This window comes from Candidatus Nitrosotalea bavarica (genome assembly GCF_900167955.1).
Lineage (GTDB): Archaea > Thermoproteota > Nitrososphaeria > Nitrososphaerales > Nitrosopumilaceae > Nitrosotalea > Nitrosotalea bavarica.
On the sequence record NZ_FUYK01000007.1, the window covers coordinates 22,186 to 44,301 of the forward strand.

Genomic DNA, 22,116 nt, shown 5'->3' on the forward strand with positions numbered 1-22,116 from the left:
GCATGTTATTTCAAGAGTCCCACGCATGGAGCATTTTCCATTGGAACACACAATATCTTACCTAGGTATAACATGCTAACAAAGACTAATGCTGCTGCGATACCCATTGAGACATACCACCATCTAATCTTCATGAATCCGAATTGTTTTTTTGTCGCTAATAAACTTACGCATGATTTTCATAGATCTACAAAATTTACTTTTCATAAAATTTCAAAATATGTGTACTGACGATTAGTTATGCTAATGCGCCATTTCTCACAAAACTATCTTATATGACATCTTGGTACATATCAACATGAATGCTGCTAGAATAGTACGAGTAAAGGAAGCTCTTGAAATTCAATCTCTTGAAACTCCAAAACCTAGGGGTTCCCAAGTTCTCATTAAAGTAGAATCTGCTGGTGTTTGTCATAGTGATATTCACCTCTGGGATGGTGGATATGAAGGACCTGCAGGTTCATTCATGAAAACAACTGATAGGGGTGTAAAATATCCATTAACTCCAGGCCACGAAGTTGCTGGAGTGGTAGAGAGCATGGGTGAGGACGTAGAGGGATTCGTGAAGAATGAGAAGGTTCTAGTATTTCCTTGGATAGGTGAAGGTCTATGTCCTGCTTGTAGGATAGGCGAGGAAAATCTTTGTGACAAGCCAAGATCTTTGGGTGTTTACAATGATGGTGGTTATGCAGAATATGTTCTTGTTCCAAATTACAAATATTTGGCAAAAATAAATGACATGGACACCGATATATGTGCGCCTTTATCTTGTTCTGCTCTTACTGCTTATGGCGCAATTAAAACTGCAAAACTAAACCCAGCTGATAATGTAGTGATTGTAGGTGCTGGAGGACTTGGATTGATGGGTATTCAATTGGCTAAAGCAATTAGTGGTGCAAGAATAATTTCATTAGATGTCAATGATGATAAATTAAAAGTAGCAAAACAAAGTGGTGCAGACATTACTATCAATTCATCCAAGGAAGATCCTGTAAAAGTTATAATGGAATTAACAGGTAATTTGGGTGCTGATGCCGTAATTGATTTTGTCAATGCCACCAAATCGGTAGAAACAGATATGCAAATTCTACGACGCAGAGCTCGTGTTGTTCTTGTAGGTCTATTTGGCGGTTCTTTGCAATTAAATCTTGTAACAATGCCTACTAGGGCATACAAGTTGATGGGTTCATACACTGGTTCTATGACTGATATGATTGAATTAATTTCTCTTGCGCGCAGAGGAATCATCAAGCCAATGATCTCAAACAAGTTTAAACTTAATCAGGCAACAGAAGCATTAACAATGCTAAAAGAAGGAAAAATAATAGGCCGAGGAATCATTAATCCATAAAATCTCCTGATTACAGCAAAACAAGTACTCGAATATCCTAAATGTTGGTATCTATGCAGTTGAGTTAAGATTAATACTGGATTGAGAACGAATTTCTTTATGTGGCCCTTGTAGTACAGTGGCCAGTATAGGGGACTGTGGATCCCCGGACAGGGGTTCGATTCCCCTCAAGGGCCTTTTTTTGTTTATTTGTTAGACTTTGATAATTGATATTTTTTAAAATATGCCAAATTTACTTGATTCCATTTCTTCCTTGATGGCAAGTTTCACCTTCAAGTTCTTTTGACTAACCTTGTCATTCAACCAAGTCAAAAACTTGCGGTCCAAACCTTTTCCCTTTATCTTTTCAAAATCCGGTCCCAATTGATCAGACAACCGTTTTACTAGTGATCTGTTGACACAAACCACATAAAAATGCCATCCAAAAGCAAATTCTGAATCTGTCACTACAAAGTCGTTTTCACCATGAACCATCTTCTCAGCATTGCTCAATGTAGATATGATTGCTTTACTGGTATTTTCATAATCTATAGCTGATACGTTGATGTTGATTCTTTCTTGCATCATATGTCCTATAACGACATTTCCAAATAAAAACATGACTGAGAATTCATTCTAGTGGTCAATTAGGTGTTCAACTTCTATATTGAAAAAAGTCTTGAGAATTCCGATATAGCTCTTTACAGGATCTGGTATGCCATCTCCACATGCGATGCCAAGATTTTTTGCGTTTATCCATATTACAAGTGTCTGGAGTATGGTCAGAAACCTGTCATTTTCAGAATTCTTTGAACCGATAGCTCTTGAATATCTATCAGCAAATTCCCACGCAACAGCAAAATCAATGCAATCGGTATTAAATATCGAAAGCATCTGATCTTGGAGAGATTCTGCTTTCTTGAATGGTGTGACATTTAGAATGTATGGAAAATCTACTTTGTTTGGCATGAATCCAGTAAGCGGTCCCCATATGGTTATTATTTTGCATCCAGGTTTGAAACTTTCAAATTTTGGGATCATTTTCTCAATTACCTTCTGATCTGAAAACCAAAAAAGTATTACAGTGGCATCACTAATATTAGAAACTGTGACATCTTGACATCTAAATGATCCATTTGAAATATGCTTTTCCTCAAGAAGTTTTTGTGCATGTGTTATCTTGTCTTTATTATTATCAATACCAATCGCTTTCTTTACATTGAATTCTTGTAAAGCTATTATGATGCTGTTACCACTGCTGCACCCTAGATGGTAAAATACATCATTTTCAGTCAGTTCTGAAAATCGAAATATCTCTTTTAATGTTTTATCTGATAATTCTACATCCTCGCCACTGATTATAGCACTTGGAAGTGATGATAGGTAATCTTCAATTTTCATTAAATAATGATAATCTACACTAAATTTATTCTCTTATTCTTTCTAGAGCAGAAACTGCCTGCCACAATGTAACTCTGACGTATGATGGCATGTTAGGATCTTGTGATATATCATCAAGAGCGCTTATGGCATTTGCTGCTCTTACTGAAACGGGAGAATTTTGCTTTTTTAATTCTACAATTAGGTCTGTCAAATCTTTCTTGATGTTTCTTGGAGTGGAAGGATTTGCTGCAATTTCAACTAGAGTAGTAATGGCCGTGTTTAAAGTGTCAATATTTGGATCATTTTTTTCGACCATTGTAACATCCAAGCTATGCTAATTGAGCTTATTTTATAAAGTTTGCATTATACTTCTACAAAGATATTTTCTGATTCTACAACTACTTTATACGAATTCAGGTCTTTTATCTTGGCAGGAAAAGAAGAAAGTTTACCTGTTTTACAATCAAATTTTGCTCCATGCCATCCACATGTTACAACTGTTCCATCCAAGATTCCTTCGGAAAGACTTGCTCCTGCATGAGTGCATGTATCATTAATTGCATAATAAGTTCCGTCGATATTTGCAACAAGTACATCTTTGCCATCTATTGTGATCTTCTGCATTTTGCCTGGAATGAAATCGCTTACTTTTCCAACAATTATCTTTCCCATATCTGATGAGAATCTTGAACTCTTAATAATTTTAATGCCGGTTCTAGAACTTCAGAATCTTGAATTAAACAAATTTTACAGTGTTTTGCAGTTTACCGAGATTTTCTATCTCCATCTCTATCTTGTCACCATTCTTCAAAAAGACGGCATCTGGCTTATTGAGCATGACTCCTGCAGGAGTACCGGTAGATATGATGTCACCCTTTTCCAATGTCATTGCTTTACTTAACAATGATACAATGGAATAGACCTTTAGATGCATATTTGATGTTGAAGAATTTTGTCTAATGTCTCCATTTACTTTGGTCATCATTTTGAGATTTTGTGGATCAGGTATTTCATCTGCAGTAGTTATCCAAGGACCACAAGGTGCAAAAGTATCAAAACCCTTTGCTCTGGTAAACTGTTTGTCCTTTGCTTGTATGTCTCGTGCAGATGCGTCGTTTAGAACCATGTATCCAAAAACTACTTCTTTTGCCTCTTTTTCTGATATGTTCTTACAGTCCTTGCCAATTATCACTGCAAGCTCTATTTCATAATCAAGCTTTGAGACAAATGATGGGCAAACTATGTCAGATGTAGCTCCATTGAGCGTTGTTCTTGGTTTGATAACTATGGCCGGCTCATCTGGCGGAATCAAATTTTGTTCTTTTGCATGATCTTTGTAATTAAATGCTAAACAAATTATTTTAGATGGATTTGGAATGGGCGGAAGAAATTTAAAATCAGATAGATTCTCATTATAAGTTAGATTTTTTGCATTAGTCTTTATTTCATCATACCATCCATCAAATAAAAAATCTTTGATACTTTGTGGTATGGGAATTCCAGTCTGTGATGTCATACTTTCTCTTGTCAAAACTTTTTCCCCATTAACAATAGCATATGTTTCAATATTTTGTCTAAGTAATCTTGCAATCTTCATTTTCTTCACTTGTGAGTGTATATCGCTTGATTTGCAGAATCTTTTCTACAATATCCGAATCTCATGAACTGAATTTCTGCTCCCACATTTAACTCTAAGTAGTATTGTTCGGTAATACCTTGTCTAGCTTCTAGACTATTTTCATTAAATTGGTCATTTATGAAGAGTATATTTGGTATCAAGACTTCAATGTTTACTGGATTGTTTCTTGGAATCCATTGAATTTTAGGAATATCTGATTTGTAATTACTACTGGTTATCTCTCCTTGTATTTCTGAACCTATCTTTGTAATTTTTATGTTGTATAATTCTAACAATCTTGCCTCATCGCCGATCTTCAATGTATTGGCGTCATTACCTGATATGAAAAAATTTCCATCTATCTTGATTTTCCTTTTACCCATGTCATTTTGTGGATGATTTGATATCTCAATCTCGGTAAGATTGTTGTTGATCACTGTTAATTTTACTGGTTCGAAAACGATGAATAATCTTACACTTGTAGGGTCTATTATTTTTCGATTAAATGATTCAAGTGTCTCAAATGGTGGTAAAGTATCTGATTTAGTAAAGCCAAGAGAAATGACAAATTTTCTAATGGCTTCAGGAACTATGCCTCTTCTACGTAATCCTTCAAGAGTAGGAAGTCTGGGATCATCAAATCCAGATACTTTTCCCTCTTCTACTAGAGGTTTTAGAACTCTTTTGGAAACAGGCATTCCTTCAAACTCTAACCTTGAAAATTCCATCATCTTTGGTTTACGCATATCAAGTACGTCTAAAAGTTTGTAATACAGTTCAGTTCGTAATTCATACTCTTTAGTTCTAAACGCATGAGTAATTCCATCAATACTATCTTCAATGGAAACTGCAAAATCATAGTTTGGCCAAACTCTATACTTGTCCTTGTGGATTGGATGCAATTCATCTATTATTCTCAATAAGGTTGGATCTCGCATAACTGTATTATCTGAATTCATATCTCCACGAAATCTGACAATGGCCTCTCCAGGTTTGAATTTATCAAACATTTTATTCCAACGAGTGATATTTTGATTGAGATCTCCAGCTCTACACTTACAGGATAACATTTCTCTTCTGTTCTTGCTAATTGTTTCTTTATTACATGTACACACATATGCATGACCAGAATCTAGGATCTCTCTAGCTTTTTTATAAATTATTTCCATGTCGTCAGATGTATTTTTTACAAGATCATATTTTACACCAAGCCAATCTAGACCAACTTTGATCGCTGCATAATACTCTAAACGTTCCTTCTCTGGATTTGTATCATCAAATCTTAAAATGAGTTTACCTCCGTACATTTTTGCATACTCTTCATCAATTATCGACGCCTTTGCGTGTCCAATGTGAGGATAACCATTGGGTTCAGGAGGAAAACGTGTAATTACATTGCCTTGCTCTGCTCCTTCAAGAAGTGGAAGACCAACTCTCTCATGTTTTGGTTTTACTACAAGTAATTCTGGATATTTATTTGCAAGTTCCTCTTTTTGAGACTCTACTGATAATTTGTTAACATCAATTACTTCTTGTGAAATAAGTGGAATGATATCTTTGATTCTAGAACGAAGTTCTGGTTTAGTGCCAATTACTTTGGAAATAATTGAATCGTTTCTAGTCTTTCCCTCATGTTCAGATGCATTAAAAAGAGCAATTCCACGAATTACTCTTTTTAATTCATCATCCAACTAAAGACTCCTCTCTACAACAAAATCAAGCAAAGAGAGCAGTTCTTTTTTTGCATGTCCATCGTATACTGATATGGATTTCTTGGCTGTATTGGAATGATATATTGCCTTTTGTTTTATTATTTTTTCTATGCCTAGAGCAGAAATTGTAGAAATGGCTCTTTCTACTTCACTTTTTGAAACAGACGAATTCCCGAATGCATTAAGGATTGTCTTTTTTTCTTGATTGTTTGCTTTTTTAATTGCCATTAAAATTGGAAGTGATTTCTTTCCTTCTCTGATATCGTTTCCTACGGGTTTTCTTGTAATTTTGGGATCACCTACTATTCCAATTAAATCATCAATTATCTGAAAAGCGATTCCTAGATTTCTTCCAAATGTGGCTAGTCTTGTCACGTCAGACAAATTTTTGTTTGCAGTTATTGCTCCCATTGCACATGATGCTATAAATAACGATGATGTTTTTTTCTCAATCATATTGATATATTGACTTTCATTTGGAATTTTATTTGATTTTGCCATGCTAATGTCAAGTGCTTGACCCTCACATACATCTGTACATGCTTTTGCTAATGTAGTAACAAGATTCAAACCAACTTCTTTTGACTTGTGCAGATAAGGTTTTGAAATAGTTTCAAATGCCCTTGAAAATAATAAATCACCTGCAAGAATTCCAATTGGAATTCCAAATTTCACATGAACTGTAGGTACACCATGTCTTACTTCATCATTGTCCATGATATCATCATGTACCAATGTGAAATTATGTATCATTTCTATTGCAGCAGCTGCAGGTATGGCCTGCTTTACAGTCCCCCCTAAGAGTTGGCAGCTTTTTATGACCATATATGGCCTCAATCTTTTTCCTCCATGATCAATCAAATAACTTGCTGCTTGGTATAGATCTCTAGGTTCTCCAGTCAGTCTTGATGAGAGAAATGAGTCTATCGTGGATGCTGTTCTTGCTAGTGTTTCTAATTTCATTCTTTTTTTAGCTCCCATCTGTGATCTGGAAAATGATACTTTAATGATTCTTCAAGTTTACTCTTGAGATCATCTCTATTCCACATCTTGAGAATTTCTTTGTGTTTATCATTGATATTTTGACTTGACTCTGGTATGAAATTCAGTGCAACTAGTAACCATGGGCAAAAAATATGCGGTGAATTCTTTATCTCTGATAATAATTCTTCAAGTGTAACCCACTTGAAATCTGAAATTTCACCTTCTACAAGCTTTATTTTTGACGAGTCATCTAATATTCCAATTAAAGTGCCACAAACTTCATTTTCTGATCCAATATCTTTGTAGGGTACGTGATACTCAAATTTATGTAAATAATCTAATTTGCATGTAACTCCCAATTCTTCAGGTAATCTTCTTTCTGCCGATGAAATGTAACTCTCTGATTGTCTTGGATGACTAGCTACTGTCCCATCCCAATCTCCAGGCCACAACATCTTATCTTTGCTTCGTTGTGTAAGTAATAGCTTTCCTTCCTTGTTGAATAAAAATATTGTAAAGGCTCTGTGAAGTTTTCCCTTTGGTAAATGACATTTTACTTTTTCTTCAATTCCTATTTGATTATCATTACTGTCTACAAGAATTAGATATTCCATAATTTATCCTCTGAATATTGTTCCCTCAAAACTCTTGCCATTTATTGCATTTGTTATTCTCTTTGGAATCTTTCCATTTACAAAGAAAACATCCGTTCCACCTTTAGATATGTAAAAAGCTTCTTTTATTTTACGAGACATTCCTCCTGTTACATCCATTGTTACTTCTGAAGTAATCGGTATTTCTGTAGTAATCTCATTCAAAAGATTCTTGCTTTTCATATCTGAATATACTCCATCTACATTTGTAACAAAAATTGCAAGACGAGGACGTAACAATTTAGAAAGAACTCCCATGATTCTATCTCCAGACAATATGTAAAACTTATTTTTCCCAAACCACATTGCATCTCCATACGAAATAGGAATCAATCCTGTCTTTGCAATATTGGAAATTTCTTTAACTTTCTTGGTCAGTGGCTTATCTCCTATCATGAAATCACTGGGAGGTAAACAATATGGTTTTAGACCAGATTCAAGAAATGACTCTAGTACAATACTGTTTAATTCTACCATTGAATTTTTTACAGTGGCGACTCCTTTGATACTATATTTTTGAGGTTTTGTATGCATGTCATACTTTACCGACCAATAATGGCCAAAAGAACCTCCACCATGTATTACAACAATAGGCTCATCTACATTTTTGAGACTTGACGCAATTTTTCTGATTAATTTTCTATTGGGGGTCAGCGGTTTTTCTTTATTGGTAATTATTGAACCTCCCAGTTTCACCAAGATCATGATTTTTATCAGTGCTATGAACGGTTTTAAAAAGTATATCACTGAATTCATGATGATTACGAAATTCTTTGGTTGACACTTGTTACCTAAGTTTTCTTTTCTAAACAATACTTGCCTTGTAAATTATTGAAAATTTGTAATTGGAACTAAATCTCGTATTTTATGCATACATTAGTCCATTGTAATCTATTTTCGCCAAAAAACAATCTGAAATTTTTCCTAAATTGTCTAGAGTATTTTTCCTGTTTGAATCATCTACAAGGGAAATAATGCATCCACCTCCGCCAGCTCCGGTTATCTTTGCCCCGTGGGAAGTTCTCTTTGCCTCTTTTACTAAAAGATCAATCTTTTCTGTTGAAATCCCCATCTGTTTTAGCAACTCTTGATTTTTTAACATCAGTGACCCTAATTCATTCAAGTCATTTTCTTTCAAGGCCGAGGTTGCATTGTTGACTATCTCAATTTCTTGTTCACATAATTTTCTAAAAATATCTTCATTTTTTTCTTTAAAATTCCTGACTTGCCTTACTACATCTTGTGTATCATGAATCTGAGCAGAATTAGATATTATGAAACTCAAATCATTTCTTGATGGGATATTTTGAAATCCATTCTTTAGATCATATGACATTAGTCCACCAAATGTAGAAACCGATGAATCTGCGCCAGAACTCTGTTCAAATATAATACGTTCTGCCTGTATTGCTCTTTTTACTACTTCATTTTTTGATAATTTGTTAAATAATCCATTGACTGAAGCTGTAGCTGCAACACATGCAGCAGATGACGAACCTAATCCTACTCCTGCAGGTATATCTGACTCTAAAATTATCTCAATGCCTTTCACGGTGGAATTCTCTTCCAATGCTTTCTTTACTATGTAAAAAAATGGTTTCATAAATTTTTGTGGTACCTTTTCTAAATTATTTAATGAGTTTAGTTCCATCTCTGATTCTCCTAGTGAAGAACTTACTCTGACTATCTTTTCATCCAAGAATTGTGAAGTTGCAGTTATTCTCTTATCTATGGAACAAAGTATTGCCTTGACGCCATATACTACAAAATGTTCTCCGAAAAGGATAATTTTTCCAGGAGCAGATGCAATGGATTTCATACAAACGCTATAGATGCATATCCGACTACTGAACTTTTATCGCCTGTTATATCGCCACTGGTTGCGTATTTATTCAAGATAGCTTTTGTTGCTCCCAATTCCTTACAAGCTATCATGGTAGATGCAATCGCTCCATACCCACACGCACTAACCTGTTTTTCTTGTAAAATTTTGTAAAATTTATCTACATCTAGACTAACTACTGCCTCTATCAGAGATTTATCCTGTGCGTGAGCAAAATCATTTGGTTCGTAATGAGTAAAATCTGAAGAACCAATTATCATAGTATTCTTAATTTTTGCAATCTTTGCTATGGCTTTACCAATTTCCCTTGTAGCATTATAACTTTGGTCGATTAAAATTAAAGGTAAGATCTTGAATTTGTGAGAAAATATTTCTTGAAGCATTGGAAGTTGTACTTCTAAACAATGATCTCTTGTATGAGAAAAAGAATCTAGCTCTATAGACTTACAAATCTTGTTAATTTCAATTGAATTTTCTGCATCTACTTCGATATCTCCAAGTGGAGTTCTCCATACTCCTTCTTTCATCGTTGCAACGTTTCGTCCTATTCCCCAATGATTTGGCCCAATTATTATTACAAGTTCAGGTCTTTGTGATGATATTGCATAGTATGAATTTGCAGCTATTGGACCAGAATACTCATATCCGGCATGAGGGCATATTACACCGATAATTTTTTCATCGTCTGGAGAAGGTGGTAATTTTCCCGGACCGTACTTGTGTAAAAAACAATTTTTTATGCTTGATTTTAATTCCTGACTTGTTTTTGGATAGAACATTCCAGCAACAGCTGGTGTCCTCACCTGCATTGTGTTATTGCCTCTGTGATCTCATTCTTGAAGGTGCCATTCTTTCCGCAGCCTCTTCTTCTAATTCTTCTTCTGTTATCTTTGTTTCAAAGTCATCTATTTGATATTTCATAGATTCTGAGTTTTTTAGTTTACCTCTCTGCATTAGGATCTCTCTTGCTAATAACCAATAAGTTGCAGCTAGAGATTTTCTTCCTCTGTTATTTGCTGGAATTACCAAGTCAATTTTGGAAGTAACATTATCTGTATTTGAAATGCCTATTACTGGAATTCCTGCATTAGTAGCCTCTACAATTGCTTGTTCATCTACTTGAGGATCTGAAATGAAAACTAATTCTGGCTCTCTGTAGTATGGTAATGATGGATTTGTAAGAGTCCCTGGCATGAATCTTCCAAGCATGGGAGTTGCACCAGTGATCTCACAGAATTTCTCAACTGGGGTGCTGGCATATTCTCTTCCCGAACAAACTAGAACTTTTGTAATATCCGCTCTATTGATAAATTTGGCTGCAGTCTGAATTCTTGATAATGTTTTCTTGCTGTCAATAATGTAAAGTCCTTCATTTGTTGCCTTGGTAACAAATGAGTTCATGAACTTTGTTTTTACTTGAGTTCCTACTCTTATTCCAGTAGATAATACGTATTTCTCCATATGTTCAAAGTCTTCTTGTTTACTCATTGCGTGTTTCTAAATCTCGGCCATTCCACGTATTAAATCATACTCTGATAGTCGTACTAATTCGTTAAGTTTGGCTATTCTCTCTCCGCCTAATATGCCAACCTTGAGCATCTTTGATTTGGTCGCAAGTCCAATGTGTGATATATGGGAATCAACTGATTCTCCAGATCGATGGGATGTGATTAGTTTTACATTGTTATTGTTTGCCTCTTTTGCAAACTCTAAAGCATCATAGAGGCTTCCAGCTTGATTTACTTTTAATATGGCACCACTACATGCTCTTATTTTTACTGCTTTTTTGAGAATCTTTGTATTCGTTACTAAGAGATCATCTCCAGTTATCAACACGCGCGGGAATTTTTTGGTCAAGATAGACATGTCTTCAAAAGCTTCTTCATGAACAGCATCTTCAGCATAAACAAGTTTGTATTTTTTTATTATATTCGAAGCAAATTCAATCTGTTTTTGTGGAGTGTTTTCAAAACCCGCTCTATCGTATATGTATCTCTTTTTCTTTTCGTTCCACTGTGTGGATGAAGCAAAATCCACTCCTAAAGAGACTTCTTTTCCTAATGTAAAACCAAGCTGCTCACAAGCTTTTGCAGCTATTTCTAATGCTTGATCATTTTTTAATTTGGGTGCCCAACCACCTTCATCTCCCCTTCCCTTTGTAAAACTTGGATCTTTTTCAGCTAGAATTTTTCCTACTTCTTTGTGTACTGCCAAGTTAACTTCTATTGCATCACGGATAGTTTTAGAACCTGTTGCACAAACTAAAATTTCTTGAATATCTGGCGTACCAGGCCCTGCATGTGCTCCTCCACCTATTATATTTCCAAGAGGAAATGGGAATCTAAAAGTTGAACCTTTTGCCAATAGCTTGAACATTGGAATGTCTAATGATTTTGAAGCAGATTCAATTGATGCAATAGTTAATGCAAATGCCAGAGAACCTCCAACTTTAGAATAATTGGGAGTTGGATCTATTTCTCTTAAAGTCTCATGAATTATTTTTAAATTTGATGGATCAAGACCGATAAACTTCTTTACGTTTTTTTTTAAAATTTCTAAACTCTTTTCTGGCTTATCTTGAGGAAAACTACGTGCTTCATATTTGCCAACACTTGCACCTGAGGGAGCACATACTCGTCCTATGTGTTTTTTATCTGATATTACATCTACTTCAATGGTTTTACTTCCTCTGCTATTGTAAAGTACTCTACCTTTGATTGAAGTAATCAGAGGCATTCTATTCTAATTCTGCTTTTACTTCTTGTTCTCTTCTCTTGATTGCTTCGTAAAATGGAATGACTTGGTGAATTGTCTCGACTGATGTCAATATCATAGCTCTGCAACAGTATCTTTTAAAACCAAATGAATCCAAAACCTTTTTTGGATCTTCACCGCTTTTTACACGATTCTGATATTCTTTAAACTTGTCAGCAATCAAATTTCCACAACTAAAACATCTAACAGGAATCAGCACAGACACAAAAAGTAATCAAGGCTTATAAAAACCATACATGGGTAAAACCAAATGTGCGGGAGTCGCCCAGCCTGGTCAAAGGCGCTAGCTTGAGGGGCTAGTATCTTAGGATTTCGAGGGTTCAAATCCCTTCTCCCGCATTAAAAATTCAAAACATCATCAAATTGAATCGAATAAAAAATATTGTCATATTTTGATAGACATGTCATAAATCGCATTCAATAAAATAACTTTTTACCTCTGATATTTTACCTTTCAAACAAAATGTCGAATTTATATTGTTAACATCGTATTGTGATATCATTATTGTTCAAGAACTTGATTTGTTAAATGATTTCCAGTAATTTTGAAATTTAAAATATAACGAATCTCGTACATGAATTCCGCATTGGTAAAGCCCATATTTAACATAAAATTCCATATTGTTATGGAAATCACGGTAAAACAAATGATGCAAATTGAAGAGAATGGGCATCAAATGGGCTTTTTTAGAAAACTCATGATGGAAAACGCCGGCGCTGCTACTGCAAGACACATTGTTGAGCACTATTCTGATTTAACATCAAAAAAGGTAACAGTTTTTGCAGGATTGGGAAATAATGGTGGTGATGCTTTTGTTGTGGCACGACACTTGGCTGGGTTTGGATGCCGACCTACCGTCATACTTCTTGGACATCCTGATAGAATAAAAACAGAAGAAGCCAAATCCAACTGGAAAATTTTAGAAAAAATGAATTCGGTAAATCTTGTACTTGCATCTGATGCTGCTGAAATTGTAAATGACGCCGAAATAATTGTAGATGGTATACTTGGAACGGGTATATCTGGAAGTATCAGGGAACCTTATTCATCAGCAATAAGCCTCATAAACCAATCTCATGCTTTCAAATTGGCTGTCGATATACCAACAGGTCTTGATCCAGATACAGGACTAGTAAATGACAAGTGTGTAAAAGCTGATGTTACTATAACTTTTCACAAAATGAAAATTGGAATGCCAAAAAATCTAGATATGTGTGGTAAGATAATTGTTGAAAAAATAGGAATACCGCCAGAAGCGGAGATTGATGTGCTATGAAAGTGCATCAACTCGAAGTAGGAAATATGCAAAACTTTACTTATGTACTTGAAGATGAAGAGACAAAAGAAGCAGTTATCATTGATCCATCTTGGGATTTAGACTTGGTAATTGAAACTCTAGAAAGAAATGCTCTAAAAGTCAAATATGTAATAAACACGCATCATCATTTTGATCATACTATAGGAAATGACGCAATAGTAAAGCACACTAAATCTAAAATCCTGCAACATGAATCCTCTACTCTAAAAAATGATATGCGGTTAACCAATGGTGAAAAAATAAAATTTGGTAACTCTGAACTTACTGTGATACATACTCCTGGACATTCAAAAGATAGTATTTGTCTAGTTGGGGCTGGAAAAATTTTCTCAGGAGATGCACTTTTTGTGGGAAATTGTGGAAGAATTGATTTACCTGGAGGAAGTGCAAAAGAACTTTATCATAGTCTGTTTGATATTATTTACAAACTTGATGATACTCTTATGTTATATCCAGGACATAATTACGGAATCTCTCCAAATTCAACAATAGGTAAAGAAAAGAAAACTAACTTTGTATTACAACCTAGAACTGAGGAAGAATTTGTGAATTTTATGGGCAGTGATTAATCATTGCAAGACATTGAAATATTTGGAAACAAGCAAAAAGGTTTAGAATTCATACACCAAACTAAACAAAAAAAATTCATTTTCGCTCTAGTTATTTCTTATACTGCAACATCTGAAATACCTGGAATAACTATAGCTGGAGAGCATCCTGATCTAATAAAATTCACTGGACCTGCTGATGCTGAATTTATCCATTATGGGCATTGCAAGAGCATTTCTGTAATTCCTATGACTCCTGATGGAAAACCAACACCTGCACTATTAACAAAAACAGCATTAGAAGCAGCAAGCATTTCAAGTATTGTTATAAACGCAGGCAGTAAGGTATCACCAAAACTTCCTTTTATTGATATGAATTTAGATTATGGAAAAAATATTGCAAAAGAACCCGCACTCAGTATGGAAGAAGTAGGAAAGGCTGTAGAATATGGTAGAATAATTGGAAGATTTCTAGGGGCTTCAACTGATTGTGTTGTTATTGGTGAAAGTATTCCGGGTGGTACTACAACTGCTCTTGGAGTACTTGAAGGACTGGGAATTAAAGGACTTGTTAGTAGTAGCATGCCAGAAAATCCTGTAGGACTTAAGGTTCAAACAGTAAAAGACGCGTTAAAAAGATTACAATCAAAAGATCCATTTGAAATTATTTCACAACTAGGTGATCCAATGATTCCAACAGTTGCAGGTATTCTTAGTACAGCTTCAGAATTATCTAAAGTGATATTAGCTGGAGGTACACAAATGGCAGCTGTACTTGCTTTTGCAAAAAGTATGGGATTTGATGGAAAGAATACAGCTCTTGGCACAACCTCTTATGTGACAGACGATAAATCTGCAAATTTAATTGAAACCGTTTCACAGATACTGGATATTCCTATATTAGTTGCTAAACTCAAACTTGCAGAATCTAGCATTTCTGGATTACGATCATACGCAGAAGGATTTGTAAAAGAAGGAGCTGGAGCAGGTGGTGCATCTATTGCATGTATGCTAAAAACTGGAATTGATGCAAAGGGTCTTTTGGATTTAACTGAAAAAGAATATGCAAAAATTACTTGACTGTTACTGATTTTGCCAAATTCCTAGGATAATCAGGATCTGTATCTTTTTCAAGTGCTGCATGATATGCAAGAAGCTGTATGGGCACTATTTCTATAAGCGGATACAACGACTCTGTAATGCTGGGAATATCTATCCAATAATCATACACATCACTTGGTTTATCCGAAATTCCTATTATCTTGGCTCCTCGAGCTTTAATTTCTCTAGCTGATGTTAACGTGTCATTGTAGGTAGAATCATTTGGATTTATGATTAAAACATAAGAATTTGAATCCATCAATGCTAATGGACCGTGTTTTAATTCTCCTCCGGGAAGTCCTTCTGCATGAATGTATGTAAGCTCTTTTAACTTCAATGAACCTTCTGAAGCAATTGGATAGTGAATACCTCTTCCTAATACGTAAATGTCTGAAACATCTTTTAGTCTATTTGCAACATCTCTAATTTTAGAATCATTGGAAAGAATCTTTTTGATTGCCTCTGATACTTTTGTAAGATCTAATTCTATACACCCATCACATATTTTATCGACCATTTTGTACAATACTACCAGTTGTGACGTGAAACTTTTAGTCGCGGCAACTCCTATTTCTGGGCCACAATTAAGTCCAATTGAAATTGATGATTGATGAACTAATGAAGATGTCATCATGTTAACAATTGATATGATTTTAGATCCTGTCTTTTTTGCAATGTTTACAGCTTCTAGTACATCTGCACTTTCTCCACTTTGAGATATTGCAATTAGAATTGATTTCTCTTCAAATATGTCCGGGGAAAACTGTACCTCACTAGAAATTAATGGATCAATCTTTATCTTTGCATATTTTGAAAAGAGAAATTTTGCTATTAATGCCGCGTTATAACTTGTTCCGCTTCCAGTAATGTACAAGTTTCTTGCATGTTTTATCAAATCAGAAGCTAAATCGATCTCAATTTTAGTTTTGTTTCCAGCATTCAATATTGTTGTAGGCTGTTCTGAAATCTCTTTCAAAGTGTAATGAGCATACTGTCCCTTGTATGCATCAGCAAATTCCTTTGATACTTTAGTTATTTGATGCTGTACTGGGTTTGCATCAAAATCAAAGATCTTCAATCCTGATGAATCAATGATCACAAATTCTTTGTTATCTGGATAAATTACTTCGTCAGTATATTCTACAAATCCTAATACATCACTTGAAATGAAATATCCTTCCCTTCCTACTCCAATTATGAGTGGTTCGTGTAGTCTAGCTGCAGCTAATGTACCATCCTGAAACACTGCTACAAAAGCATAATTTCCTTTTAGTTCAGCTACTGTATCTACTACTGATTTTTTAATTTCTTTTGTCTTGTCATAATTATATTGAAGAAGATTTGCAATCACCTCACTATCTGTCTGACTTTTAAAAGTATAACCTAGTGTTTGGAGTTCTTTTTTTAATTCTTCATGATTTTCAATTATTCCATTATGTACAATTGCAATTTCTCCTGAACTTGATGGATGTGGGTGTGCATTTGTGTCAGTTACCATTCCATGGGTAGCCCATCGTGTATGTCCTATTCCTATAGTTCCAATAAGTTCATCAAGCTTTACTGCTTTATTTACCTCTAAGACTTTGCCCACTCCTTTTCTTACATTGATGTGATGCTCTGAAAAAGTTGCAACACCTACACTATCATAGCCACGATATTCCATCCTTTTTAGTCCCTTGACTATTATTGGAGCTGCAGGGCTGATACCGAGGTATCCTATAATCGAACACATGTTAATTTTTAATATATTTTCTTGATAAATAATGATTGCGTGTATTTTACTCGGCTGGTTGTTCAGTTTTTACTTCTTCATCTGACTGTTCAGCTTTTACTTCTTGGATAAGAGGTTGTTTTGCCTTGTTAAGGTCTAACTCTGGTGATAAGTGAATCTGATCTTCTTCTTCGACTTTAACTGTGTAGGAAGGAACAGTAACTACCCTATCTCCAATCATTACATGGCCATGAACAACTATTTGTCTTGCCAAGTATGGACTCTTGATTGATTCTTTTTTCTGAATGAATGTTTGTAATCGTCTAGATAAAAAGTCCGCTACTTTTAGGTTAAGTACATCATCTAGTGTTGCATTTTCTTTTACGAGTCCAACTCTTGCAAGTGATTTCATAAGTATTGGTTCTTTTGTAATTCTGATATCTTGGGTTAATGCTAATAGTGATCTTGCTTGATTTCTTATTCTTGAAAGTTCTGTATGTGCCTTCCATAATTCTCTTTTATTCTTAAGACCAAAAGTACCCAACACATGTAATTCCTCATTTAGTAAATCGTAGTTAAGAGGACGTTTTGGTTTTCTCCACATTTTGCGCGAATTCTTTGGATGATCTCCCATCTAATTCACCTACTTCTTCTTTTCCGCAGCTGGTTTTGCTGCCGGAGCTGCACCAGCCTTTGGAGCTGCTGCAGGAGCTGCACCAGCCTTTGGAGCTGCTGCAGGAGCTGCACCAGCCTTTGGAGCTGCTGCAGGAGCTGCACCTTCAGCAGCTGGAGCACCTGGAGAACCAGCTGGTAAAACTTTACCTCCTTTCTTTACTCCGACGGCGCCACCTTTTCTACCAGTGGTACGCGTACTTTGTCCACGAACTTTTAATCCATATGTATGACGAAATCCTCTCCAACTGTTCATACCTTTTTCTCTTTCAATATCATTTCTTATGTTAAAATCAACATCAGAAGTAATTAGATGAAAATCATTTCCAGTATCCATGTCTTTTCGTCTATTTAGAAACCAAGATGGTATATTGACAGATGAAGGATTTCTCATAGCATTCTCTATTTCTACTACTTGTGATTCTGTGAGAAAACCTACATTACTATCTGGATTAATTTTTAAAACTTGTAAAAGAGCTCTTGCAAAATTATAACCTATGCCCTTTACTTGACCAACTCCTATGATGGTCTTTTTGGCACCGGGAACATCCTTACCCGCAATTCTAACTATGTGTCTGAATTCCTGTGAAGACAAGTATTAAAAAATCCCCTTCATCCCCGATAAAAACCATACTAAAATAATAACAGTTTAAATCAGATTTGGAGAGTATTTACCATGTTGACTCAGGAACTTGAAAATCTTGTTAATAGAAGTTATGGTTCAGAACCAAAGTATACGGAAATCATGGCTGGTGTTCCTGAAGACTATAAACAAATTAAAACATTAAGAGATCTTTTAGAAATTAATTATAAAATCGTTGGTTCAAAGGAACAACTTCGTAGAAATTTAATCTCAAAGATAAAATCAAAGAGTGTCACATATCCTGGAATAATTGGTTTTGATGATGATGTTATTCCTGCCTTGGATAGAGCTATACTCTCATGCCATGATATGATTTTGGTAGGTCAGATAGGACAGGCAAAGACTAGGATAGCACAAACCGTTGCAGAAACTCTACTTTCTCCAATGCCGCTAATTCGAGGTAGCATAACAAATGATTGCCCCATGGATCTTCCACAGAATGATCTGATATCTTTATTGAAGGATAAAGAAAATTACATGTCAATTCCAAAATTTTATGTTGATGGTGACAGTATAGAAAAAATTCGTAATAATAAACTTGATACTCCGATTGAATGGGTTGATGGCAGACACAGATTCAAGTATGTATTAGCAACTCCGGATATCTCTGTAAAAGATTTAGTTGGTCAGATAGATGCAATCAAGATAACAAAGAAAGGTACAGAAATGTATGAAATTGAATCCTACTCTCCAGGCCAACTAATGCAGGCAAAACATGGATTATTTTGTATTGATGAGTTACCTGTTCTTGATACAAGAAAACAAGTAGCACTCTTATCTGTATTACAAGAAGGGAGGTTCACCACTGGTTCATATCCTGTTATCTTTGAGCCAAAAACTGTATTTTTTGCAACTGCAAATCCTATTGATTATACTCATTCTGGAAAAATAATCGAACCACTTTATGATAGATTAAAAAGTCACATTCAAACTCATTATCCAAGATCACTCCATGATGAAATGCTGATAATAATCCAGGAAGCAAAAATACCAAGATCACTTATTCCTGTATTCCTGTTGAAAATTTTAACAAGAATTGTTCAAGCAGCTCGCTCTAGTAATGAAATTAATCAAGACAAGGGCGTAAGTGTCAGAATGGGAGTACATAGTCTAGAATTACTTGTAGGCGAAGCAGAAAGGACTAGATCTCTAACTCATAATATCATGGCAGTACCAAGACCATGTGATATATTTTCAATTGCTCAATCCGTAAAGTTTGAACTTGCTGAACTTGACGATGTAACCGAAAATCGCACGAAAGTTCTAAAAACTCTAATCTCAAATGCTATGAAAGAAACATCATTGGAATATCTAACAGGTATAGATTCAAGCATTCTTGATTCGATAAAAAAAGAATTTCTAGGTAAATCATTCCAAGTATCACAAGCAATACTTGAAACAAATAGTTCTCAAATGTCATATGATAATCAATTGAAGAATTTCAATTCCCTTCTAACTTTGATTAATGGTGTATACAGAAAAGTTACTTTTGATCAGGAAGACTTTGTAAAAGAAACTAAAAAGTATGAAATATCTAATGATACTCTGATTATTTCGGAAAATGCACAAAATGAGCTTAAAGCTGGTGTTGTGGAATTAGTACTTGATGGTCTTTGCTGGCTTGAACCCAAAATTCTAGATAAGAAAGAGGACACATACGTTGCGAGCTAATACTAACTTTGTTTATTTTCAAAGCGAAGATGATAAATCTGAAAATTCCTCATCAGAAATATCTAATGAATCAGTCAAGCAAGCACTTAAAACAATTGCACGACAAATCTTGAAAGAAAAGACACCATCAATGAAAGATCTGGAAAATATGCTAAAAAGTGCACTACAAGAAACAATCACAAATCAAGAAAAAAATGAAGATAAGCAAGAAACAGATGTACATGGTAATAGTGAACCTATGACAAAATACTTGCAAAAACTTGGATATCTTAAAGATGATAAAAAATGGTTAACAAAAAAAGCTTTTTTTGAAATTGGACAAAAAATGCTTGAAGATATAATAAAAGCAATTAATGAGAGTGGATCTGGTTTTCACGAAACTAAGAATATTGGATTAGGTGATACAATACTTGATACGACAAAAAAACTCGAAGTAGGAGATGATATTAAACATCTGAATGTGCCAAAGACAATAATGAATGTAATCCAACGAAAAAAAAGTAAAGGTGAACCCATAAAATTCCCACTTGAAATAGAATTTGATGATTTTGAAAAATTTGAGACAAAGGAAGAGGTAAAAGTCGCAGTAGTTTACTGCATAGATCTTAGTTCTACGATGAAATATTCTCTGAGTTCTGGAGAGGGAACTAGAATAGAGGCAGCAAAAAAGGCTCTGTGGGCACTATATGTGTTAAATAAAAAATTCTTTCCTAGTGATTCTATTTACATTGTTGGCTTTGGCTCACTTGCATCACAAATCAACCCCCATGATATACCGTATCTAAAAACATATGATGCCAGTGATAATTTTCTTCATTATACAAATTATCAGGCAGCACTTAGGTTATCATTAAAGATTCTAAAGAAAGACGGCTCACAAAATAAACGAATTGTCATGATAACTGATGGCCAACCAAGTGCCTGTTTTGTAGATGATGAATCACAAAGAAATGCCATACTATCAGACAAACCGTATTCCCACTTTTACAGACCAGACGAGTCAACTCTTTCTAAAATAAAAAATGAACGAGATGTTAAACTGGATATGGGTGATGAGATGGTCTATCTATGTTATAGATACAGGCAAGTTGATCCTGCTGTAGAATCAAAAACATTACACGAAGCAAAAAAATGTAGAAAAGAGGGCATTGAAATTGACACCATCATGGTAAGTGAAGAGGCAGAACTATTGAGTTATGTCGAAAGCCTTGAAAAACATCTGAGAGGAAGAGCATATTACATCAATCCAGAAAAAATCGATAGAGTTTTAATAAGTGATTTTATATCTAACAAGAAAAAAATACTAAATTCTAGGAATAGTTGGTAAATTTGAGTGAAAGTTTTGATAGACAAAAAATGATGGAAACTTTGGTAGATCCAGAAGTGTCATCTATTCTTGCAGAGCTTGAAAGTGGGGAAAAGGACACGGCATATTTGACAGATAAGATACAATTATCATCAAATGAGATAAAAGATCGTCTCTCCTATGTAATAGAACATCATTTTGTTATAATAGATCAAAACAATGGAAATGAAATTTTTAAAGTCGATTTGAACAAACTTAATAAAATTATGGAAAGTGAAGATAATTTTAAAAATGTGGTCGATGGACTAACTGAACTAGATCAATTTCTGAACTAAGATTTAGGCTTAACGCGATTTTTTATAAGATACATCATACCAACTGCAAGTCCTGCAAGACCTGCCATAAGTACGATGAATCCAGAAATATCTGCTAATTCTATACCTTGAGGATAATATCCTATAATACCGAGAATCTGAATTTCTCTCTGTCCTTGATTCTCTATTTGTAAGGTGTAATTTCCAGAGGTAGAAATCTTGAAAATTTCCTGAATTGGACTTTTTGTTATAGATTTTGTTATTATTGCATTGCCATTAGGATCAATTACAATTGCTTTGATATTGTCATCGTTTCTTAGATCAGTTACCTGAATCACATATACTGCTTTTTGATTGTTGTTTAGGTCCATTCCTTTTGTAATGGTCATTTGTGTTCCAGCACTCAAAGTCTCTTGTTGGTTTTCGAGATTTTCAGAAGTTATTTGAGATTGATATGCTGTTATGGCAATTCCAATCAATACAAGTATTCCACTTGTTATTATGATTGTTTTAGGTTTTATCACAGTGCGTCT

Annotated in this window: 26 protein-coding genes and 2 tRNA genes; 9 read left to right on the plus strand and 19 right to left on the minus strand. The window is 34.7% G+C overall.

All coding sequences use genetic code 11. The features are described 5' to 3' along the window. Nucleotides 1-5: 5 nt before the first annotated feature. A complete protein-coding gene (locus C0Q33_RS09565) occupies nucleotides 6-134 on the minus strand; it encodes a hypothetical protein (protein ID WP_281258820.1) in 129 nt (42 codons plus the stop codon). A gap of 164 nt (nucleotides 135-298) precedes the next feature. On the opposite strand from C0Q33_RS09565, the gene C0Q33_RS03375 reads away from it, so the two are divergent. Beyond that, on the plus strand, nucleotides 299-1,351 hold the full coding sequence (locus C0Q33_RS03375; protein WP_101477201.1) for an alcohol dehydrogenase: 1,053 nt from the start codon (nucleotides 299-301) through the stop codon (nucleotides 1,349-1,351). A 104-nt stretch (nucleotides 1,352-1,455) separates the two neighbouring features. Beyond that, nucleotides 1,456-1,527: transfer RNA gene (locus C0Q33_RS03380), tRNA-His, on the plus strand. A gap of 40 nt (nucleotides 1,528-1,567) precedes the next feature. Here C0Q33_RS03380 and C0Q33_RS03385 read toward each other — a convergent pair. The 14 genes from C0Q33_RS03385 to C0Q33_RS03450 all read right to left on the minus strand — a co-directional run bounded on the left by C0Q33_RS03385 (nucleotide 1,568) and on the right by C0Q33_RS03450 (nucleotide 12,497). After that, complete coding sequence (locus C0Q33_RS03385; protein ID WP_101477589.1) at nucleotides 1,568-1,915, minus strand: hypothetical protein; 348 nt, start codon at nucleotides 1,913-1,915, stop codon at nucleotides 1,568-1,570. A gap of 51 nt (nucleotides 1,916-1,966) precedes the next feature. Continuing rightward, nucleotides 1,967-2,731, minus strand: coding sequence for a methyltransferase domain-containing protein (locus tag C0Q33_RS03390; RefSeq protein WP_101477202.1), 765 nt, complete (start codon nucleotides 2,729-2,731; stop codon nucleotides 1,967-1,969). A 25-nt stretch (nucleotides 2,732-2,756) separates the two neighbouring features. Further along, on the minus strand, nucleotides 2,757-3,029 hold the full coding sequence (locus C0Q33_RS03395) for a UPF0147 family protein (protein WP_101477590.1): 273 nt from the start codon (nucleotides 3,027-3,029) through the stop codon (nucleotides 2,757-2,759). A 47-nt stretch (nucleotides 3,030-3,076) separates the two neighbouring features. After that, on the minus strand, nucleotides 3,077-3,385 hold the full coding sequence (locus C0Q33_RS03400; RefSeq protein ID WP_101477203.1) for a Rieske (2Fe-2S) protein: 309 nt from the start codon (nucleotides 3,383-3,385) through the stop codon (nucleotides 3,077-3,079). Between the two features lie 64 nt (nucleotides 3,386-3,449). Further along, complete coding sequence (locus C0Q33_RS03405; protein WP_101477591.1) at nucleotides 3,450-4,310, minus strand: fumarylacetoacetate hydrolase family protein; 861 nt, start codon at nucleotides 4,308-4,310, stop codon at nucleotides 3,450-3,452. Between the two features lie 5 nt (nucleotides 4,311-4,315). Further along, nucleotides 4,316-6,022 (minus strand): glutamate--tRNA ligase, encoded by a 1,707-nt coding sequence (locus tag C0Q33_RS03410; protein WP_101477204.1) that lies wholly within the window; start codon nucleotides 6,020-6,022, stop codon nucleotides 4,316-4,318. After that, a complete protein-coding gene (locus tag C0Q33_RS03415; RefSeq protein WP_101477592.1) occupies nucleotides 6,023-7,006 on the minus strand; it encodes a polyprenyl synthetase family protein in 984 nt (327 codons plus the stop codon). Further along, the gene (idi, locus tag C0Q33_RS03420; protein WP_101477205.1) at nucleotides 7,003-7,641 is read right to left on the minus strand and encodes an isopentenyl-diphosphate Delta-isomerase; all 639 of its coding nucleotides are present in this window, start codon (nucleotides 7,639-7,641) and stop codon (nucleotides 7,003-7,005) included. Before idi ends, C0Q33_RS03415 begins: the two co-directional genes overlap by 4 nt. A gap of 3 nt (nucleotides 7,642-7,644) precedes the next feature. Then, complete coding sequence (locus tag C0Q33_RS03425; protein WP_101477593.1) at nucleotides 7,645-8,385, minus strand: isopentenyl phosphate kinase; 741 nt, start codon at nucleotides 8,383-8,385, stop codon at nucleotides 7,645-7,647. 160 nt (nucleotides 8,386-8,545) lie between these two features. Further along, nucleotides 8,546-9,499 (minus strand): mevalonate kinase, encoded by a 954-nt coding sequence (gene mvk / locus C0Q33_RS03430; protein WP_101477206.1) that lies wholly within the window; start codon nucleotides 9,497-9,499, stop codon nucleotides 8,546-8,548. Continuing rightward, a complete protein-coding gene (amrB, locus tag C0Q33_RS03435; protein ID WP_101477207.1) occupies nucleotides 9,496-10,332 on the minus strand; it encodes an AmmeMemoRadiSam system protein B in 837 nt (278 codons plus the stop codon). The genes mvk and amrB overlap by 4 nt, the downstream gene beginning before the upstream one ends. Nucleotides 10,333-10,336: 4 nt before the next feature. After that, complete coding sequence (rpsB, locus tag C0Q33_RS03440; RefSeq protein ID WP_101477208.1) at nucleotides 10,337-11,011, minus strand: 30S ribosomal protein S2; 675 nt, start codon at nucleotides 11,009-11,011, stop codon at nucleotides 10,337-10,339. Between the two features lie 9 nt (nucleotides 11,012-11,020). Next, nucleotides 11,021-12,259, minus strand: a complete 1,239-nt coding sequence (gene eno, locus C0Q33_RS03445; protein ID WP_101477209.1) for a phosphopyruvate hydratase — start codon at nucleotides 12,257-12,259, stop codon at nucleotides 11,021-11,023. A 1-nt stretch (nucleotide 12,260) separates the two neighbouring features. Next, nucleotides 12,261-12,497, minus strand: a complete 237-nt coding sequence (locus C0Q33_RS03450) for a DNA-directed RNA polymerase subunit N (RefSeq protein WP_101477594.1) — start codon at nucleotides 12,495-12,497, stop codon at nucleotides 12,261-12,263. Between the two features lie 55 nt (nucleotides 12,498-12,552). On the opposite strand from C0Q33_RS03450, the gene C0Q33_RS03455 reads away from it, so the two are divergent. The 4 genes from C0Q33_RS03455 (at nucleotide 12,553) to cobT (ending at nucleotide 15,245) form a co-directional block, all read left to right on the plus strand. After that, nucleotides 12,553-12,637, plus strand: a tRNA-Leu gene (locus C0Q33_RS03455). Nucleotides 12,638-12,924: 287 nt separating this feature from the next. Continuing rightward, a complete protein-coding gene (locus C0Q33_RS03460; RefSeq protein ID WP_101477595.1) occupies nucleotides 12,925-13,575 on the plus strand; it encodes an NAD(P)H-hydrate epimerase in 651 nt (216 codons plus the stop codon). Beyond that, nucleotides 13,572-14,186, plus strand: coding sequence for an MBL fold metallo-hydrolase (locus C0Q33_RS03465; RefSeq protein ID WP_101477210.1), 615 nt, complete (start codon nucleotides 13,572-13,574; stop codon nucleotides 14,184-14,186). The genes C0Q33_RS03460 and C0Q33_RS03465 overlap by 4 nt, the downstream gene beginning before the upstream one ends. A gap of 3 nt (nucleotides 14,187-14,189) precedes the next feature. Further along, nucleotides 14,190-15,245: a nicotinate mononucleotide-dependent phosphoribosyltransferase CobT gene (cobT, locus tag C0Q33_RS03470; RefSeq protein WP_101477211.1), complete on the plus strand. Its 1,056-nt coding sequence runs from the start codon at nucleotides 14,190-14,192 to the stop codon at nucleotides 15,243-15,245. Here cobT and glmS read toward each other — a convergent pair. Genes glmS through C0Q33_RS03485 form a run of 3 tightly spaced genes read right to left on the minus strand, consistent with a single transcriptional unit; the run spans nucleotide 15,238 to nucleotide 18,244 of the window. Further along, a complete protein-coding gene (gene glmS / locus C0Q33_RS03475) occupies nucleotides 15,238-16,998 on the minus strand; it encodes a glutamine--fructose-6-phosphate transaminase (isomerizing) (RefSeq protein WP_101477212.1) in 1,761 nt (586 codons plus the stop codon). The two genes, cobT and glmS, sit on opposite strands and share 8 nt — an antisense overlap. Before the next feature lie 46 nt (nucleotides 16,999-17,044). Continuing rightward, nucleotides 17,045-17,611, minus strand: a complete 567-nt coding sequence (locus tag C0Q33_RS03480; RefSeq protein WP_101477213.1) for a 30S ribosomal protein S4 — start codon at nucleotides 17,609-17,611, stop codon at nucleotides 17,045-17,047. A 9-nt stretch (nucleotides 17,612-17,620) separates the two neighbouring features. Then, a complete protein-coding gene (locus C0Q33_RS03485; protein ID WP_101477214.1) occupies nucleotides 17,621-18,244 on the minus strand; it encodes a 30S ribosomal protein S13 in 624 nt (207 codons plus the stop codon). Nucleotides 18,245-18,325: 81 nt separating this feature from the next. Here C0Q33_RS03485 and C0Q33_RS03490 point away from each other — a divergent pair, with 81 nt between their 5' ends. From C0Q33_RS03490 to C0Q33_RS03500, 3 genes are read left to right on the plus strand one after another with little or no spacing between them, the layout of a single operon-like run. Continuing rightward, nucleotides 18,326-19,963: an AAA family ATPase gene (locus tag C0Q33_RS03490; protein WP_101477215.1), complete on the plus strand. Its 1,638-nt coding sequence runs from the start codon at nucleotides 18,326-18,328 to the stop codon at nucleotides 19,961-19,963. Continuing rightward, nucleotides 19,953-21,290 (plus strand): VWA domain-containing protein, encoded by a 1,338-nt coding sequence (locus C0Q33_RS03495; RefSeq protein ID WP_101477216.1) that lies wholly within the window; start codon nucleotides 19,953-19,955, stop codon nucleotides 21,288-21,290. Before C0Q33_RS03490 ends, C0Q33_RS03495 begins: the two co-directional genes overlap by 11 nt. A 2-nt stretch (nucleotides 21,291-21,292) precedes the next feature. After that, entirely contained in the window at nucleotides 21,293-21,604 is a 312-nt protein-coding gene (locus C0Q33_RS03500; RefSeq protein ID WP_133121003.1) for a hypothetical protein, read from the plus strand. Here C0Q33_RS03500 and C0Q33_RS03505 read toward each other — a convergent pair. After that, complete coding sequence (locus tag C0Q33_RS03505) at nucleotides 21,601-22,107, minus strand: hypothetical protein (RefSeq protein ID WP_101477218.1); 507 nt, start codon at nucleotides 22,105-22,107, stop codon at nucleotides 21,601-21,603. The two genes, C0Q33_RS03500 and C0Q33_RS03505, sit on opposite strands and share 4 nt — an antisense overlap. Nucleotides 22,108-22,116: the final 9 nt, after the last annotated feature.